Origin of the sequence: Streptomyces sp. B93 (assembly GCF_018070565.1) — a bacterium.
Taxonomy (GTDB): Bacteria; Actinomycetota; Actinomycetes; order Streptomycetales; family Streptomycetaceae; genus Streptomyces.
Genome location: NZ_JAGPXL010000003.1, coordinates 1 through 16022 on the forward strand (window position 1 = coordinate 1; position 16022 = coordinate 16022).

A 16022-nucleotide genomic window follows, 5' to 3' on the forward strand; every position below is an offset into this window, starting at 1 on the left:
GTGGGGGGGGAGGGTGGGGCGCGGGGTGTGCGAGGGCGATCGGGCTGCGCCGGACCGGGGGTCGGGTCCGTCCGGCTCAGGAGCTGCGCCGTACCGGCGGCCCGTCGAGGGCCAGGACCCGGGGCAGTTCCGAGCGCTTGGCGATGCCGAGCTTGGCGTAGACCTGGCCCAGGTGCCATTCGACGGTCTTCACGGACACGTACAGCTCGCGGGAGATCTCCTTGTTGCTCAGCCCCTCGGCGGCCTTCTGCGCGACACGCTCCTCGGCGGGGGTGAGGGCCGTGCAGAGCCCGTCGCCGACCCGGGACAGCCGGGTACCGGCGAGGCGGAGTTCGGAGCGGGCGGCCGCGGCGACCGTGGCCGCGCCGATGCCGTGGGCCAGTTCGAGGCCCGCCGTGAGCGGCTGCCGGGCCTGGGTGCGGTGGCCCGCCCGCCGCAGTGCCGAGCCGAGTTCGACCAGGGTGCGGGCGCGTTCCAGCGTGTCCGGTACGTCCTCCAGCAGCCGGTCGGCGTCCTCCAGGCGGGCCAGCCCCTTGTCGCTGGTGACGCTGGCCAGCGTCCGCAGGGCGACCGCGAGGGGCCGGGCGGCACCGAAGGCGCGGCAGCGGTTGACCTCCTCTAAGACGAGGGCGCGGGCGGCGCGCACACTGCCGGTCACGGCGAGGGCGCGGGCGGCGTCCGTGAGGTACTCGGTGGTGGCGGACGGGTAGAGCCAGCCCTCGGCCAGGGCCAGGGCCCGGCAGGCGAGGAGTTCCTGGAGTCCGTCCTCGTCGCGGGCGAGGCGGATGCTGAGCCGCCCCCGGGCCAGGCGCAGCGGGACGAACGGCGCGGCGTCGGGGAGCGTCCCGTCCAGGCCCGTGGCCTTGAGGAGTTCCTCGGCCTCGGCGGGCCGGTCGGTCTCGATGAGGCAGTGCACGAGGACGGCGGCGGCGACGGGGACGCCGACCGGGGTGAGGTCGGTGGCGTGGTGGTCCCGCAGCACGGACCGGGCCACGGTCTCGGCCTCGGCGAGCCGTCCGGTGTCGAGCAGGACCCGGGCGCGCATGCTCTCGGCCGTGGTCGCGGTGAGCAGCCGCCCGTGGCGGGAGGCCTGGCGTGCGACCCGGGTGAGGACCTGTTCGGCGGCGGGCAGGTCGTCGCACTGGGCGAGCATCCAGGCGGCGAGGGACACGGGCGGCAGTTCGACGTCCTGGTCGGGCAGGCGTACCCCGTCGGCGACGGCCGCGCCCGCGAACCGGGCGACCCGGCCGACGGGCAGCCCGCGGCTCCAGGCCTCGACGGCGGCGTGGGCGCGTACGGCCCCGGGGGGCAGGTCGTACGCGGGGGTGGCGCGGCTGCCGCCCCTGGACATCCGGGTCAGCACGCGTTCGATGAGGCGGGCCCGGGTGGTGACGGCGTCCTGAGGCCCGTCGGTGCCGCAGGACTGGCGTGCGACGTCCACCGCCTCCGGGTAGCGGCCGTCGGCGGCGAGGGCGAGGGCGAGTTCCGGGCGTACGGCGCGGATGACCTCGCGGTCGCGGGAGTGGTGGATGGCCTCCGCGAGGTGGCCGACGGCCGCCCGGTCGCGGGCCAGCAGTTCGGCGGAGCCGAGCTGGGCGAGCAGGTGCGCCCGGGCGGGGTCGGGCGTGGGCTCGGCGAGGGCGCGCCGCAGGTACCGTACGGCGGTGACGGGCTGGCCGGTGTGGACGGCCTGGCTGGAGGCGGAGCGCAGGACGCGCACGGCCCAGGGGGGCACCCCGGGTCCGGTGCGGCAGACGTGCTCGGCGACCGCGGCGGGGTCGGCGTCGGCCGCGTGCAGGCTGGCCGCGGCCCGACGGTGCGCCTGGTGGCGCTGTTGGGCGGTCATGTCGGCGTAGACGACGTGCCGGGCGACGGAGCTGTGGAAGGCGTACGGGGTGCCGGACCGCAGCAGCCCGGCGTCGCGCAGGTACTTGGCGGCCTCGTCGGCGCCGCTCTCGTCGAGGCCCGCGACGTCGGCGCTGTGCTGGGGCGCGGCGTCGGTGTCGAGGACGGCGGTGGCCTGGGCGAGGGCGACGGCCGGTTCGGGCAGTCGGCCGATGCTGCGCCGGATGTCCCAGGCGATGGAGGTGGGGCTGAGCAGCCGTAGGCGTGGTACGGCGGACGCCGTCGGCGGCAGGCCCCGTAACGCCATCTCCTTGGCCAGTTCGGTGAGGTGCAGCGGGTTGCCCTCGGTGATCTCCATGCAGCGGTGGACGACGGAGTCGTGCGGGGCGGTGCCGAGCTGGGTGGTGAGGACCTCGCGGGCCGCGCCCTCGCTGAGCGGGGCGAGCCGGGCGACGGTGGCCAGCGGCGAGGCCCGGGCGGACATGATGAGGTCCTGGGCGGCGTCGTGCGCGGAGGGGGCCGGGCAGTGGGCGAGGGCGACGAGGACGGACTCGCCCTCCAGCCGGTTGATCAGGTAGCTGATGAAGTGCAGGGAGAAGCGGTCGGCCCATTGGGCGTCGTCGACGACGAGCAGCAGGGGCTGCCGGGCGGAGAGGTTGCAGCACAGCCAGTACAGACCGTGCACGGTCGCGTACAGCTCGTCGTCGCCGAGCGCCGCGAGGCCGCCGCTGTGGTGGTCCTGGTCGTAGTCGAAGAGGGTCCGGATCAGCGCGGCGGGGCCGGTGAGCGCGGCGCCGTCGCCGGTTCCGGTGGGGTCGGCGGCCAGGAGTCGTTCGAAGAGCTGGCGTACGACGGTCCAGGGGAAGTCGCGTTCCAGTTCGCTGCCGCGGGCGTGCAGCACCGTGAAGCCCTGGGTCTGCGCGGCGACGCGGAGCGACTGGAGCAGGCTGGTCTTGCCGAGGCCGCCGGCGCCCTCGAAGGCCAGGACGGCACCGTCGCCGCCCATGGCCTGTTGCAGCGCCGACTGCACGAACCCTAATTCGCGATCTCGTTCCAGTAGTCGGTTTTCTCGACGCACGAACTCATCCCCCTTGGACTCATGACTACGCCGCTGTGGAATGACGAAAAGAGATCTTCAACAAATGGACACGAGAAATTGGATCAGTAACATTCAAGGACTACCGACGCATAAAAAAAGCCCCTCCTGCTTTTGTTTTCATTGGTGATGGATTCGTCAGTGATGGATTCGTCAAAGACATCGCAATATCATCGGCCGTTCAACATTGAACCCCGGTGCGCCGACGCCAGGCAAGGATTCGTCAGCGGCCCTGGCCGATCAGCAGCACTTGACAGGTACGGTCCTGACCACCGTGGTCCGCCCTTCCTCGTGGTCCCGGTGCCGCCAGTATCGTCCCCTGACCCGGGTGACGACAGGGGTATGCCCCCGGCATCGCCCCCGGTCCACGCCACCGGTGCCCGTGCCGGGGGCATCCCCGGTGGACAGGCGCCGTTTCCGGCGGGACCCTGCACCCATGACGCGGGGGAACGGCGTCAGCGCCGTACCCCCCGCCCGTCTTGAGTAATGCTCGAGCTTTGCTTTATCGAAAATGAGACGGATCTACGGAACGGCTGGATCCGGGAGATCGCCTTTTACGGGAAGAGGCCGACCGGGACGCCTCGCCGCGACCCGGGGCGAGGCTCCCGGCACAGCCCCCGAGGACGCGCTGGGGGCGACCCCTGGGGTGGCCGCGCCCGGCGGTGACCAGACTCCGACGTGCCCCAACCGCTGCGGCCCCGGAGGTCCCACCCATGTCCGTCCACCCGAACCCCCTCAGCAGGCGCCGCGCCATGGGCATGGCGGCGGCCGGTGGAGCGGCCCTCTCGCTCCCGCTGCTGGGCGGATGCAGCGACGACGACACCGGCGAGGCGGCCACGCCCCGCGACGACGCCCCCGCCAGACCCCGGCGCGGCGGCACGCTCACCGCCGCCCTCGCCGGGGGCGGCCCGGCCGAGTCCCTCGACCCGTTCTCCGCCGCCAGCCCCGCCGACTTCGCCCGCAACCGCGTCATCTACGACGTCCTGTTCTGGTCGGCACACGACCAGGTCCAGCCCGGCCTCGCCCTGTCCGCGACCACCGCGCCGGGCGGCACCTCGTTCACCCTCAAGCTCCGCAAGGGCGTCGTGTGGCACGACGGTTCCCCGTTCGGGGCCAAGGACGTCGCCTTCACCCTGCGCTACGTCACCTCGCCCGACCGCACCTACCCGAGCGAGCTGTCCGGCTACATCGACCCCGCCGGGATCGAGGCCGAGGACGACCACACGCTCGTGGTGCCGCTGAGCCGCCCGATCGGCGACCCGGCGGGCCTGCTCGCGGCCAACCAGATCTTCGTCCTCAAGGACGGCACCAAGGCCTTCGAGCCCGGCAAGGTCATGGGCACCGGACCGCTCAAGGTCACCGACTTCGCTCCCGGCCGCTCCAGCACGCTGCGCCGCTTCGACGACCACTGGGACGGCGCCCCCTACCTCGACGAGCTGGTGGTGCTCAGCCTCAACGACCCGCAGGCGCGGGTGAACGCGGTCCGCTCGGGCCAGGCCGACTTCGCCGCCGCGCTGCCGTACACGGAGGCCGCCAAGGGGCGCGGCGCCGGGCCCACCGTCGTCCACAAGGGCACCCGCAACGAACGCACCGGCTTCGGGTTCATGCTCTCCACCGGCCGCCCGCCCTTCGACGACCCCCGGGTGCGCAAGGCCGTCCGCCTCGCCGTCGACCGCCAGTCCCTCGTCGACACCGTCCTCCTCGGCTACGGCGAGGTCGGCAACGACCTGTACGGCGCGGGTGCGCAGTACTACGCCGACGACCTGGAGCCCCTGGCCCGTGACGTGGACCAGGCCCGGAGCCTGCTGCGCGCCGCGGGCGCGGAGGGCGTGCAGATCACCGTGCGGTCGGCGGAGATCGAGACCGGCTGCAACGCCTCGGCCGAGCTGTTCGCCGAGCAGATGAAGGACATCGGGCTGAAGGTGAAGGCGCAGACGGTCAGCGCCGCCGAGTTCTTCGACGTCAAGGCGATGGAGTCGGTGGACGCCGTCACCTTCGCCATCTACGGCTTCCCGTTGCAGGCCATCTACACCCGCACCGCGCTGCGGCCCTCGCTCGCCTTCGACGACCCGCAGTTCAAGCGCTCCCTGGCCGACGCGATCGCGGTGCGCGGGGCGGACGAACGGCAGCAGGCCTGGCGCCGGGTGCAGACCGCCATGCACGACCGGGGCAACTGGGTGGTGTGGGGCTTCGCCGACACCCTCAGCCTCGCGCGTGACCGGGTGCGGGGCGTCACCGGCCGCGGCACCGCCAAGTACCCGTACCTGGGCAAGGCCTGGCTGGCGTGAGGGGCGGCCTGCTGCGGTTCACCGCCCGGCGGCTCGGCGTCTGCGCCGTACTGCTCGCCCTGCTCAGCCTGGTCGTCTTCGTCGGCGTCGACCTGCTGCCCGGCGACCCGGCGACCAGCCGCCTCGGTGACCGGGCCACCCCCGAGCAGCTCGAGGCCGCCCGGGACCGGCTCGGCCTCGACGAGCCGCTCTGGCAGCGGTACACCGAGTGGGCCGGCGGTCTGCTGCGGGGCGACCTCGGCTCCTCGATGCTCAGCGGGGTGCCGGTCCGCTCGCTGATCGCCGACCGGCTCGGCAACTCGGTGCTCCTGGCCGGGCTCACGCTCGCCGCCGTCGTACCGCTGTCGCTGCTGCTCGGCGTCTGGGCGGGGGTGCGGCGCGGGCGGCTGCCCGACCGCACGGTGTCGACCGCGGCGGTCATCCTGGTGGCGCTGCCCGAGTACGTGGTCGCGGGCGTCCTCGTCCTGGTGCTGTCGGTGTGGCTCGGCTGGTTCCCGGCGGTGTCGGTGGCCCCGGCGTCCGACGGACTGCCGCTCGATTGGCGGCTGCTCACCCTGCCGTTGCTGAGTCTGCTGTCCCTGTCGCTCGCCCATGCCGTCCGGGTCATCCGGGCGGCGACGGCCGCCGCCCTGCGCGCCCCGCACGTCGAGACCGCCGGGCTCAACGGCACGCCCCGGCGCGCCGTGCTGCGCCGGGCCGTGCTGCCCGCCGTGCTCCCGGTCGCCGCGCAGATCTGGTGCGTCCTCGGCATCGGCCTGGTGGGCGGCGCCGTCCTGGTGGAGCGCGTCTACGGCTATCCGGGCATCGGTGAACTCCTCGTCGGCTCGGTGCAGTCCGGCGACATCCCCGTCGCCCAGGCGCTCGCCGTACTGCTGGGCGGCGCGACGCTCCTGGCGCTGGCCGCAGCGGACATCGCCGTCACCCTCACGACGCCCTGGAAGAGGACCGCGCCATGACCTCCCGCACCACGCCCCGGCCGTCGTGGGGCGCGCTCGCCGCCTGCGCCGTGCTGGCGGCCGTCACCCTGCTGGCCCTCGTCGGGCCCTGGCTGGCGCCGCACTCCCCCACCGAGATCGTCGGGCGGCCCTACGCGGCGCCCGGCCAAGGGCTCCTCGGCACCGACCAGTTGGGCCGCGACGTGCTCTCCCGGGTGCTGCACGGAGGGCGCGGCGTGCTGCTGACCGCCGCGGTCACCACCGTCGCGGGTGCCGTCCTGGGCGCGGCCGTGGGTCTGACCGCCGCGCTCGCCGCGGTGCGCCGCCCCTGGGTGGACAGCCTCGTGATGCGTCCCCTGGACGCGCTGCTCGCCATCCCGCCGCTGCTGCTGCTCCTGCTCTTCCTCACCGCGGCCCCCGGCCGCTGGAGCATCGTCGCGGCCGTCGTCGTGGTCAGTCTCCCGCTGTCCGCGCGTGTGGTGCGGGCGGCTGCGGGACCGGTCACCCGGCGCGCCCACGTGGAGGCCGCGGTCGCCCGGGGCGAACGGCTGCCCTGGCTGGTCGTCCGCGAACTGCTGCCCTTCGTCGCGGGACCGCTGCTGGCCGACGCCGCGGTCCGCTTCGTCCTCAGCGTCTACCTCGTCGCCGCCGCGGGCTTCCTGGGCCTCGGCACCGGCACCGCCGACTGGGGCGTCCTCATCGCCGACGCCCTGCCCGGCGCTGAACTCCAGCCGTGGGCGCTCGCCGCGCCCGTGCTGCTGGTGGCCCTGCTGGCGGTCGCCGCCAACGTCCTGTCCGACGACATCGCCCGCCGCTCGCGGGCGCTCCAGGCATGAGCGCCGGTCAGCGGCCCCTGGTCGCCGTCGAGGAGCTGACCGTCACCGCCGCGGGGCGGGTCGTCCTGGACGAGGTCAGCCTGACCGTTCCCGAGGGGGCCGCGGTGGGCCTCATCGGGGCCTCCGGCTGCGGCAAGACGACCACGGCCCTGGCCGTGCTCGGCCACCTCCGCGAGGGGATGCTGCGCTCGTCGGGCACGGTGCGCGTCCGGGGCGACGAGGTCTTCCCGGCACCGCCCTGGCTGCGCGGCCGGACGGTGGCGTACGTCCCCCAGGACCCGGGGCACGCCCTCAACCCGTACCGGCGCGTCGGCGCGGCGCTGCTGGACTCCCTGCCGGAGCAGCCCGTGCGGCGGGAACGTCCCCGGGCGGTCGCCGAACTGCTGGCCCGCGTGGGACTGCCCACCGACCGGGACTTCGCCCGCCGCTACCCGCACCAGCTCTCCGGCGGGCAGCAGCAGCGCGTCGCCCTCGGCATGGCCCTCGGCCGCGCCCCCGCCCTGCTGATCCTCGACGAGCCGACCACGGGCCTCGACCCGGCCACCAAGGAGGGCATCGTCGGGGAACTGCGGCGCATCCACCACTCCGGCACGGCCCTGCTGTGGATCAGCCATGACGTCGACACCCTGGCCCGGTCGGTGGACCGGGTGGTCACCATGGCGGCCGGACGCGTCGAGAGCGACCGGCCGTCCGCCGTACGGGACGGGGGGCGGCTCCGAGCGGTCACACCGGCCGCCGCGCCCACCGGGGTGCCGGGGGACGCCGGGGTGGCGGGGGACGCCGGGATGCCGGGGGACGCCGGGATGCCGGGGGACGCCGGGATGCCGGGGGACGCCGGGATGCCGGGGGACGCCGGGGTCGTCCGCTCCGGTGAACCGGTGCTCCGCGCGCGGGGCATCACCACCGGCTACTCCGGCGCCCGCCCCGTCCTGTCCGACGTGGGCCTCGATGTGACCCCGGGCGAGTGCGTGGCCGTCCTGGGGGTCTCCGGCACCGGCAAGACCACCCTCGGCCGCTGTCTGGCCGGGCTGCACCAGCCGCGCGCCGGGACGCTGTCGCTGGACGGCACACCCGTGCCGTGGGACGCGCGCCGCCGTGACCGCGCCCAGCGGGCGGCCCTGCAACTGGTCGCGCAGAACCCGGCGGAGGCGCTGCACCCCCGGCAGACCGTGCGCACCGCCCTCGTCCGTCCCCTGCGGCTGCTGCGCGGTACCACCGACCGCGAACGGCTCGCCGCCCAGGTCGACGACCTGCTGCGCACGGTCCGGCTGCGCCCCGAGCACGCGGACCGGCTGCCCGGTGAGCTGTCCGGCGGCGAACGGCAACGGGTCGCGCTGGCCCGGGCGCTGGCGGCCGGACCGCGCGTCGTCGTCTGCGACGAGAGCACCTCGGCCCTGGACCCGGACACCGAGGCGGAGATCCTCACGGTGCTCGACGACGCCCGGCGGGAACTGGGCCTCGCCGTCGTCCTCATCACCCACAGCCTCGACGTCGCCGCCCGCGCGGACCGCGTCCTCACCGTGGCCGACGGCCGCATCACGGAGGCCACCGGCCCACCGCCCGGCCTCCCCTCCCCCGTGACCGTCGCACCGCGCCGGGGGCCGGCCGGGGCCCGCTAGGTCGCCCTGGGGGCCCGGTCGACGGGCGATTGTCAGTGGCCGGTGTCACGCTGGGGGCACACACGATCTGCGGAAGGGAATCATCGTCATGATCACCACGGACTTCGTCCCCGGTTCCCCCTGCTGGCTCGACCTCGGCGCGCCCGACGTCCGCGCCGCCGCGGCCTTCTACGGCGCCGTGCTGGGGTGGGACTACGAGTCCATGGGCGAGGGCCAGGACATGGAAGGCGGCATGTTCCGCAAGGACGGCAGAATCGTCGCCGGTCTCGGCAAGCTCACCGAGGAGGGCGCCCGCCCGGCCTGGATGATCTACCACAGCGTCACCGACGCGGACGCCACCACCGAGGCCGTCCAGCGCGGCGGCGGCACCGTGCGGGTGGCGCCGATGGACCTCGACGAGTGGGGCCGCATGGCGCAGTACAGCGACCCCCTGGGCGGCCAGTTCGCCGTCTGGCAGCCGGGCACCACCAAGGGCGTCGAGCTGGTGGACAAGCCGGGATCGCTGTGCTGGACGGAGCTGTACACCAGCGACGCGGCGGCCGCCAAGGAGTTCTACGGCGGTGTCTTCGGCTGGCAGTTCGGCGACATGCAACTGCCGGGCGGCGGGGGCACGTACGCCCTCATCACCCCCGCGGGACAGCCGGAGGAGCGGATGCACGGCGGCCTGATGGAGCTGCCCAAGGAGAACCTCGCCCTGGCGGACGGACGGCCGTACTGGCACCCGGTCTTCGCCGTGGAGGACTGCGACGCCGCGGTCGCCAAGGTCACCGAGAACGGCGGCAGTGTGCAGATGGGCCCGGACGACGCGGAGGGCGTGGGGCGGCTCGCCGTCTGTCTCGACCCGGCGAACGCGGACTTCGTGGTGCTCACCCCGGTGGAGAGCTGACCGTCGGGGGACCGGCCGGGGTGCGCGGTCAGTGGCCGATGTCGTGCTCGCCCGCCTCGACCAGACCGCTCTCGTAGGCGAAGATCACGATCTGGATGCGGTCCCGCAGCCCCAGCTTGGTCAGGATGCTCGACACATGTGACTTCACGGTGGCGGCCCCGATGACGAACCGCTCGGCGATCTCGGCGTTGCTCTCGCCCCGGGCGACCGCCGTCATGATCTCGCGTTCCCGGCCGGTGAGCCGCTGAAGCCGGTCCGCGACGGCGGTGTTGACGACCCGGCCCTGTGCGAAGCGGTCGATGAAACGGCGGGTGATCGAGGGCGCCAGCAGCGTGCCGCCCTCGGCCACCGTGCGGACGGCGGCGGCCAGTTGCTCCGGAGGGATGTCCTTGAGGACGAAGGCGCTGGCCCCCGAGCGCAGCGCCTTGTAGACGTACTCGTCCGGGTCGAAGGTGGTCAGGATCAGCACCCTCGCGTCCCAGTCGGCCTCCGTCAGGATCCGGGACGTCGCCTCCAGACCGTCCATCTCCGGCATCCGGATGTCCATGAGGATCACGTCCGGGCGGTGCCGGTGCGCGGCCTCGACCGCCTCGACGCCGGTGCCCGCCTCGGCGACCACCTCGATGTCCTGGTGGACCCGGAGGATCATCGCGAACCCCCGGCGTACCAGCGCCTGGTCGTCGGCGACGACGACGCGGATGCTCACGCGGACTCCCCCTTGGCGGGCAGCCGGGCGGCCAGCCGGAAGCCGCCGCCCGGCCGGGGCCGCGCCTCGAGCGTGCCACCGAGCAGCAGGGCCCGCTCCCGCATGCCCACGATGCCGTGGCCCGGCAGCCCCTCGTGCGCGTCGGCCACCGCCCGCTCGGCGTCGCCGCCTCCGTCGTCGAGCACCTCGATGGTGAAGGCGTCGCCCTCACCGCTCAGCCGCACCTCGGTGCGGGTGCCCGGTCCACTGTGCTTGAGCACGTTGGTCAGCGCCTCCTGGACGATGCGGTACGCCGAGAGGTCCACGCGGGCCGGAAGGGGCTCCCGTACCGCACCCGTCACCGTGACCTCCAGACCCGCCTCCCGCACCTGGGCCACCAGGCGCGGCAGATCGGCCAGCCCCGGCTGGGGTCCCAGCCCGTCGCGCTCGGCGTCCGGCCGCAACACTCCCAGCAGGTGGCGCAGTTCGTCCAGCGCCTGACGGCCCGCCTCCTCCACCGCCGCCATCGCCTCCAGGGCGCCGCGCGGGTCCTCGGCCGCCACCATCCGGGCGGCACCGGCCTGCACGGTCATCATGCTCACCCGGTGGGCGACCACGTCGTGCAGCTCCCGGGCGATGTGGGTGCGCTCCTCGGTCACGATCCGCCGTGCCTCGGCGGCCTGTTCGCGGCGCAGCCGGTCGGCGCGCTCGGCCCGCAGCCGCAGTCGGCGCCCGAGGTACCAGGCCACGGCCATGACGACGACGCCGAAGCCGACGTCCCCCCAGGGCGTGGCGTGGAAGACGCCCTCGCCGACGAGTGCGGCAGCGGCGGCGGCGATGCCCGGCGGACCCCACCGGGCGTCGTCGGCGTACCGTCCGACGCTGTACAGCGTGATGATCACCAGGCCGCCCATGGTGGAGTAACTGCTGCCCAGCGTCGGGAGCCAGGCGGCGATCGTCACCCCCAGCGCCACGACCGGCCTGCGCCGCCGCCAGAACAGGGCGGCGGCGCCCGCGACGAAGAGCAGCAGGGCGGGGTGGAGCAGGTCGCTCCGCGACCGCAGCACCATCGTGTCCCCGGGGCCCTCCTCCAGGAACGCCACCAGCAGGAACATCACGGTGGCGAGGACGGCGTCCGCGCCCGTCGGCCAGCGGGTGAAAGGGCCGCGGCGCCTGCCCGGCACGCCGCGGTCCGGTGTCTCGGCGTGCGGCACCGTGCGGTTCATCGTCGCTCCCACCAGAGGCGTCCGGTGCCCCGGCGTGGGCCGCCGGGGCGCACCGGGCTCGCCATCGTAAGTCCGGCCCGGCGGGACGGTCACCCGCCCGCGGGCGGAGGCGGACCTCCGCCGCCGGACGGAGGCGTCGCCGGGTTCCGCCCGCCTGGGGCGGGAGCGCCGAACCCCCCGGGCGGCGGGCGACGGCGCCGGTGTCCGGCGCCCACGATGGAGCCGCCCGACGCGCCGGGGCCCTTCCGCCTTCCCACAGGAGTCAACGCCATGAACCGACTCACTCGCCGTATCGGCGACGCGAGCGCCCGCCGTCCCTGGGTGACGATCGCCGCCTGGGTGGCCGCCCTCGTCCTCGTCCTGCCGTTGGCCGGTCTGGCCGGTGCCTCGTTCGTGGACGACCTCGTCGCCCCGGGCAGCCAGAGCGAGGAGGCGATGGAGTTGCTGGAGGAGCGCTTCCCCGAGGCGTCGGGCGGCAGCGCGATGGCGGTGTTCGCCGCCCCTGAGGGTGAGCGGATAGACCGTCACCGGCCCGCGATCGAGGCGGCGGTCGCCCGGATCGCCGAGGTGGCGCACGTCGCCGCGGTCACCGGCCCGTTCGGTGAGGGGGGCGAGGTCACGGTCTCCTCCGACGGCCGGATCGGCTACGCCCAGGTGGCCTTCGACGTCCCGTCGATGGAGGTGGACCCCGAGCACATCGACGCGCTGGAGGGCGCGATCGCCCCCGTGCGCGGTGACGGGGTCGTGGCCGAACTCGGCGGCGACGCCGTGTTCATCAACGGGGAGACACCGACGTCGGGCGCGGAGGCGGCGGGGCTGCTGACGGCCCTGGTCATCCTGGTGGTCGCGTTCGGCACGGTCGTGGCCGCGCTGGTGCCGATCGCGCTCGCGCTGGTCGCCGTGGCCGCCGGTCTGGGCGGCATCACGCTGCTGTCGAACACCATGAACGTCTCCAGCGCCGCGCCGACGATCGGCGCGATGATCGGGCTCGGCGTCGGCATCGACTACGCGCTGTTCGTGGTGGCCCGCTACCGCGAGAACCGGACCGCGGGCCAGGACCACCGCACCGCGCTGTCGAACGCCATGGCGTCGTCGGGCGCGGCGGTGCTGTTCGCCGGGGGCACGGTGGTGGTGGCGATGACCGCGCTGGCGCTGACCGGCCTGGGCTTCCTGACGTCGATCGGGCTGAGCACGTCACTGATCGTGCTGTTCGCGGTGGCGGCGGCGCTGACGCTGCTGCCCGCGCTGCTGTCCCTGCTGGGCGACCGCGTCCACCGGCGCCGGGGCGCCGGTCCGCGCCGGCGCCGCTCCCGGGCCCGCCGGGTGAAGGAGCCGCAGGGCAGCGGGTGGTGGCGGTTCGCGCACCGGGTCTCCGGCCGCCCGTGGCCGTATCTGCTGGCGGCGTCCGCCGCGCTGCTGGTGCTGGCGCTGCCGTCGCTGCGCATGGAGACGGGATTCCCCGACGCGGGCGACGACGCCCCGGGCAGCACCCACCGCCGCGCCTACGAACTGCTCGCCGAGGGCTTCGGCCCCGGCTTCAACGCCCCGCTGCTGATCGTCGCCGATCTGCGCTCCCCCGGGGTGGACGCCGAGGGCGTCCCCGCGCTGTCCCGGCTCGTCGCCGCCGACCCCGGTGTGGCGTCGGTCGGCGAGGCGCGCGTCTCCGCCGCGGGCGACACGGTGGTCCTCCCGACGCTGCCCACCACCGCCCCGGCGGACGCCGCGACGTCGGACACCCTCGCCCGGATCCGCGACATGGTCCCCGACAACGTCGCCGTGTCGGGCCTGACCGCCATGACGGACGACCTGACACGGCAGCTCTCCGACACCCTGCCGGTGTTCATCGCGGCGATCATCGTGGTGTCCTGCCTGCTGCTGATGCTGGTGTTCCGGTCCGTCGCGGTGCCGCTGAAGGCGGCCGTGGTGAACCTGCTGTCCATCGGCGGCGCCTACGGGGTCGTGGTGGCCGTCTTCCAATGGGGCTGGCTGGGCGGCCTGTTCGGGCTCGACGAGACCCTGCCGATCGCCTCCCCCATGCCGACGATCTTCTTCGCGGTCCTCTTCGGACTCTCCATGGACTACGAGGTGTTCCTGCTCTCCCGCGTCCGTGAGGAGTACGAGGCCACCGGGGACCCCGTCGAGTCGGTGGCCCGCGGCATGGCGGTCACCGGCCGGGTGATCACCTCCGCCGCGCTGATCATGACGGTGGTCTTCCTCAGCTTCGTCGCCAACCCCTCCCCGCTGGTGAAGATGATGGGCCTGGGCCTGGCCACGGCCGTCGTGCTCGATGCGACGATCGTCCGCATGGTCCTCGTACCGGCGTCGATGGCCCTGCTGGGCCGCGCCGCCTGGTGGCTGCCACGCCCCCTCCAACGACGGCTCCCCAAGATCCACCTGGACCGGCCCACCCCGGCCGAGGCCCCCGTGGCTCCCCGCGCGGAGGACCTGGCCCAGCGCCGGACGTGACGTCCACGGACCCCGCCCCGGTACAGCGCCCACCGGTCCGTCCGTGCGGGGCCGGTGGGCGCGGAGAATAATGAGGGGATGAGGCGTCGACTCGCCGACGTGAGCGCCCCCGCCCGGCTGGCCGCCGACGACGAGGGGGTGGGGCGGGACGAGCTGGCGCTCGCCACGCGCAACCACGGGCTGCCGCTGGAGGCGATGCGCCACGACATCACCCCGCCGGGCCTCCACTACGTCCTCACGCACTACGACATCCCGTACGTGCCGGACGACACCGACTGGCGGCTGACGGTGGACGGCAGGGTGCGGCGGGCGCTCAGCCTGTCACCTGCGGAGCTGCGCGGGCGACCCGCGGTCACCACGCGCGTGACCATGGAGTGCGCGGGCAACGGGCGGGCCCTGCTGACGCCGCGCCCGGTGAGCCAGCCCTGGCTGGTCGAGGCGGTCGGTACGGCGGAGTGGACCGGGGTGCCGCTGCGGCTGCTCCTCGCCGAGGCCGGGGTGGACCCCGAGGCGGTCGACGTCGTCTGCACCGGGGCGGACCACGGGGTGGAGCGCGGTGTCGAGCAGGACTACCAGCGGGCCCTGCCGGTCGACGTCGCCACGGGGCAGGACCCGGAGGTGCTGGTCGCCCACACCATGAACGGCGCCCCGCTGCCGCCGCAGCACGGCAGTCCGCTGCGGCTGGTGGTGCCGGGCTGGTACGGGATGGCGCAGGTGAAGTGGCTGCGCGGGATCACGGTCACGGACACGCGGTTCACCGGGTTCCAGCAGTCCGTCGCCTACCGGATCAGGCGGGAGCCGTGGGAGGAGGGCGTGCCCGTCACCCGGATCGCTCCCCGGGCGCTGCTGGTCCCGCCCGGCTTTCCCGACTTCATGTCCCGGACGCGCGTGGTCGCCCCGGGACGGGTGCCGCTCCAGGGGCGGGCCTGGTCGGGAGGCGCTCCCGTGACGGCCGTGGAGGTCAGCACCGACGGCGGGACGACCTGGCACCAGGCGGACCTCGAACCCGGTCTGGGGCATCGGTGGGCCTGGCGCCGGTGGTCCTGGAACTGGCCCGCGGTCCCCGGCGAGCACGTGCTCAGCGCCCGGGCCCACGACGCGGGCGGGCACGCCCAGCCGCTGGAGCAGCCGTGGAACCGGGGCGGTTTCGCCAACAACCTCGTCCAGCGGGTGCCGGTCCTCTGTGTGGAGCAGCCGGTTCACGGCTGACTGTCAGTGCCCTGTGGCACGATCGGTCGGGTGAGCAGCCAAACCGCCAGGGACCAGCAGTTGCGCGACCTCGCCCTGCTGCGCCGGGTCCGCGACCGGATCGACCGTGAGCACGCCCGGCCGCTGGACGTCACGGCCCTCGCCCGGGGCGTGAACATGTCGGCCGGGCATCTCAGCCGCCAGTTCCGTCTCGCCTACGGCGAGTCGCCGTACTCGTACCTCATGACACGGCGCATCGAGCGCGCGATGGCGTTGCTGCGCCGGGGCGACCTCAGCGTCACCGAGGTGTGCTTCACGGTCGGCTGCTCCTCGCTGGGCACCTTCAGCACCCGCTTCACCGAGCTGGTCGGGATGCCCCCGAGCACCTACCGCCGCCTCGCCGCGAGCGCCACGGCGGGGCTGCCGTCCTGCGTCGCCAAGCAGGTCACCAGACCGGTCAGAAATCGAGAAGCAGCGCTGGCCCGCCCGCACTAGCGTGACCGCCATGAGCATCACGATTCACTCGAGCTTCCTGCCGCACGACGACCCCGACGCCGCGCTGGGCTTCTACCGCGACACCCTCGGCTTCGAGGTCCGCAACGACGTCGGCTACGGCGGGATGCGCTGGATCACGGTCGGTCCGGTGGACCAGCCCGGCACGTCCATCGTGCTGACGCCCCCGGCCGCGGACCCCGGCGTCACCGACGACGAGCGCCGCACCATCGCCGAGATGATGGCGAAGGGCACCTACGGCGGCATCGTGCTGGCCACCACCGACCTCGACGGCACCTTCGAGCGGGTGGAGGCGAGCGGCGCCGAGGTCATCCAGGAACCGGCCGAGCAGCCCTACGGGGTGCGCGACTGCGCCTTCCGCGACCCGGCGGGCAACATGGTCCGCATCCAGGAGCTGCGCTGACCCCGGCCGAAGCCGCCACGACCGATCCCGCCCCAG

12 protein-coding genes are annotated in these 16022 nt (G+C 74.4%); 9 read left to right on the top strand and 3 right to left on the bottom strand.

What is annotated here, in order from left to right; genetic code table 11:
* Positions 1-76 precede the first annotated feature (76 nt).
* Positions 77-2923: an AAA family ATPase gene (locus KBY47_RS03745; RefSeq protein WP_308405027.1), complete on the bottom strand. Its 2847-nt coding sequence runs from the start codon at positions 2921-2923 to the stop codon at positions 77-79.
* Positions 2924-3654: 731 nt separating this feature from the next.
* Here KBY47_RS03745 and KBY47_RS03750 point away from each other — a divergent pair.
* From KBY47_RS03750 to KBY47_RS03770, 5 genes are all read left to right on the top strand, one after another.
* On the top strand, positions 3655-5229 hold the full coding sequence (locus KBY47_RS03750; protein ID WP_210919428.1) for an ABC transporter substrate-binding protein: 1575 nt from the start codon (positions 3655-3657) through the stop codon (positions 5227-5229).
* Positions 5226-6185, top strand: coding sequence for an ABC transporter permease (locus KBY47_RS03755; RefSeq protein WP_210919429.1), 960 nt, complete (start codon positions 5226-5228; stop codon positions 6183-6185). The genes KBY47_RS03750 and KBY47_RS03755 overlap by 4 nt, the downstream gene beginning before the upstream one ends.
* On the top strand, positions 6182-7000 hold the full coding sequence (locus KBY47_RS03760) for an ABC transporter permease (RefSeq protein ID WP_210919430.1): 819 nt from the start codon (positions 6182-6184) through the stop codon (positions 6998-7000). The genes KBY47_RS03755 and KBY47_RS03760 overlap by 4 nt, the downstream gene beginning before the upstream one ends.
* On the top strand, positions 6997-8619 hold the full coding sequence (locus KBY47_RS36940) for an ABC transporter ATP-binding protein (RefSeq protein ID WP_210919431.1): 1623 nt from the start codon (positions 6997-6999) through the stop codon (positions 8617-8619). Before KBY47_RS03760 ends, KBY47_RS36940 begins: the two co-directional genes overlap by 4 nt.
* 88 nt (positions 8620-8707) lie before the next feature.
* Positions 8708-9505 (top strand): VOC family protein, encoded by a 798-nt coding sequence (locus KBY47_RS03770; RefSeq protein WP_210919432.1) that lies wholly within the window; start codon positions 8708-8710, stop codon positions 9503-9505.
* A gap of 28 nt (positions 9506-9533) precedes the next feature.
* Here KBY47_RS03770 and KBY47_RS03775 read toward each other — a convergent pair whose 3' ends face one another.
* Together KBY47_RS03775 and KBY47_RS37140 are read right to left on the bottom strand one after the other, a co-directional pair.
* Positions 9534-10211 carry a response regulator transcription factor gene (locus tag KBY47_RS03775; RefSeq protein WP_210919433.1) on the bottom strand — a complete coding sequence of 226 codons (678 nt, stop codon included), beginning with the start codon at positions 10209-10211 and terminating at the stop codon, positions 9534-9536.
* On the bottom strand, positions 10208-11416 hold the full coding sequence (locus tag KBY47_RS37140) for a sensor histidine kinase (protein WP_210919434.1): 1209 nt from the start codon (positions 11414-11416) through the stop codon (positions 10208-10210). The genes KBY47_RS03775 and KBY47_RS37140 overlap by 4 nt, the downstream gene beginning before the upstream one ends.
* A gap of 270 nt (positions 11417-11686) precedes the next feature.
* Between KBY47_RS37140 and KBY47_RS03785 the strand changes: the two genes are divergently transcribed.
* The 4 genes from KBY47_RS03785 (at position 11687) to KBY47_RS03800 (ending at position 15986) form a co-directional block, all read left to right on the top strand.
* Positions 11687-13882 carry an MMPL family transporter gene (locus KBY47_RS03785; protein WP_210919435.1) on the top strand — a complete coding sequence of 732 codons (2196 nt, stop codon included), beginning with the start codon at positions 11687-11689 and terminating at the stop codon, positions 13880-13882.
* A gap of 78 nt (positions 13883-13960) precedes the next feature.
* Complete coding sequence (locus KBY47_RS03790; protein WP_210919436.1) at positions 13961-15091, top strand: sulfite oxidase; 1131 nt, start codon at positions 13961-13963, stop codon at positions 15089-15091.
* A 30-nt stretch (positions 15092-15121) separates the two neighbouring features.
* A complete protein-coding gene (locus KBY47_RS03795) occupies positions 15122-15565 on the top strand; it encodes a helix-turn-helix transcriptional regulator (RefSeq protein ID WP_210919437.1) in 444 nt (147 codons plus the stop codon).
* A 10-nt stretch (positions 15566-15575) separates the two neighbouring features.
* On the top strand, positions 15576-15986 hold the full coding sequence (locus KBY47_RS03800; protein ID WP_210919438.1) for a VOC family protein: 411 nt from the start codon (positions 15576-15578) through the stop codon (positions 15984-15986).
* Positions 15987-16022 lie beyond the last annotated feature (36 nt).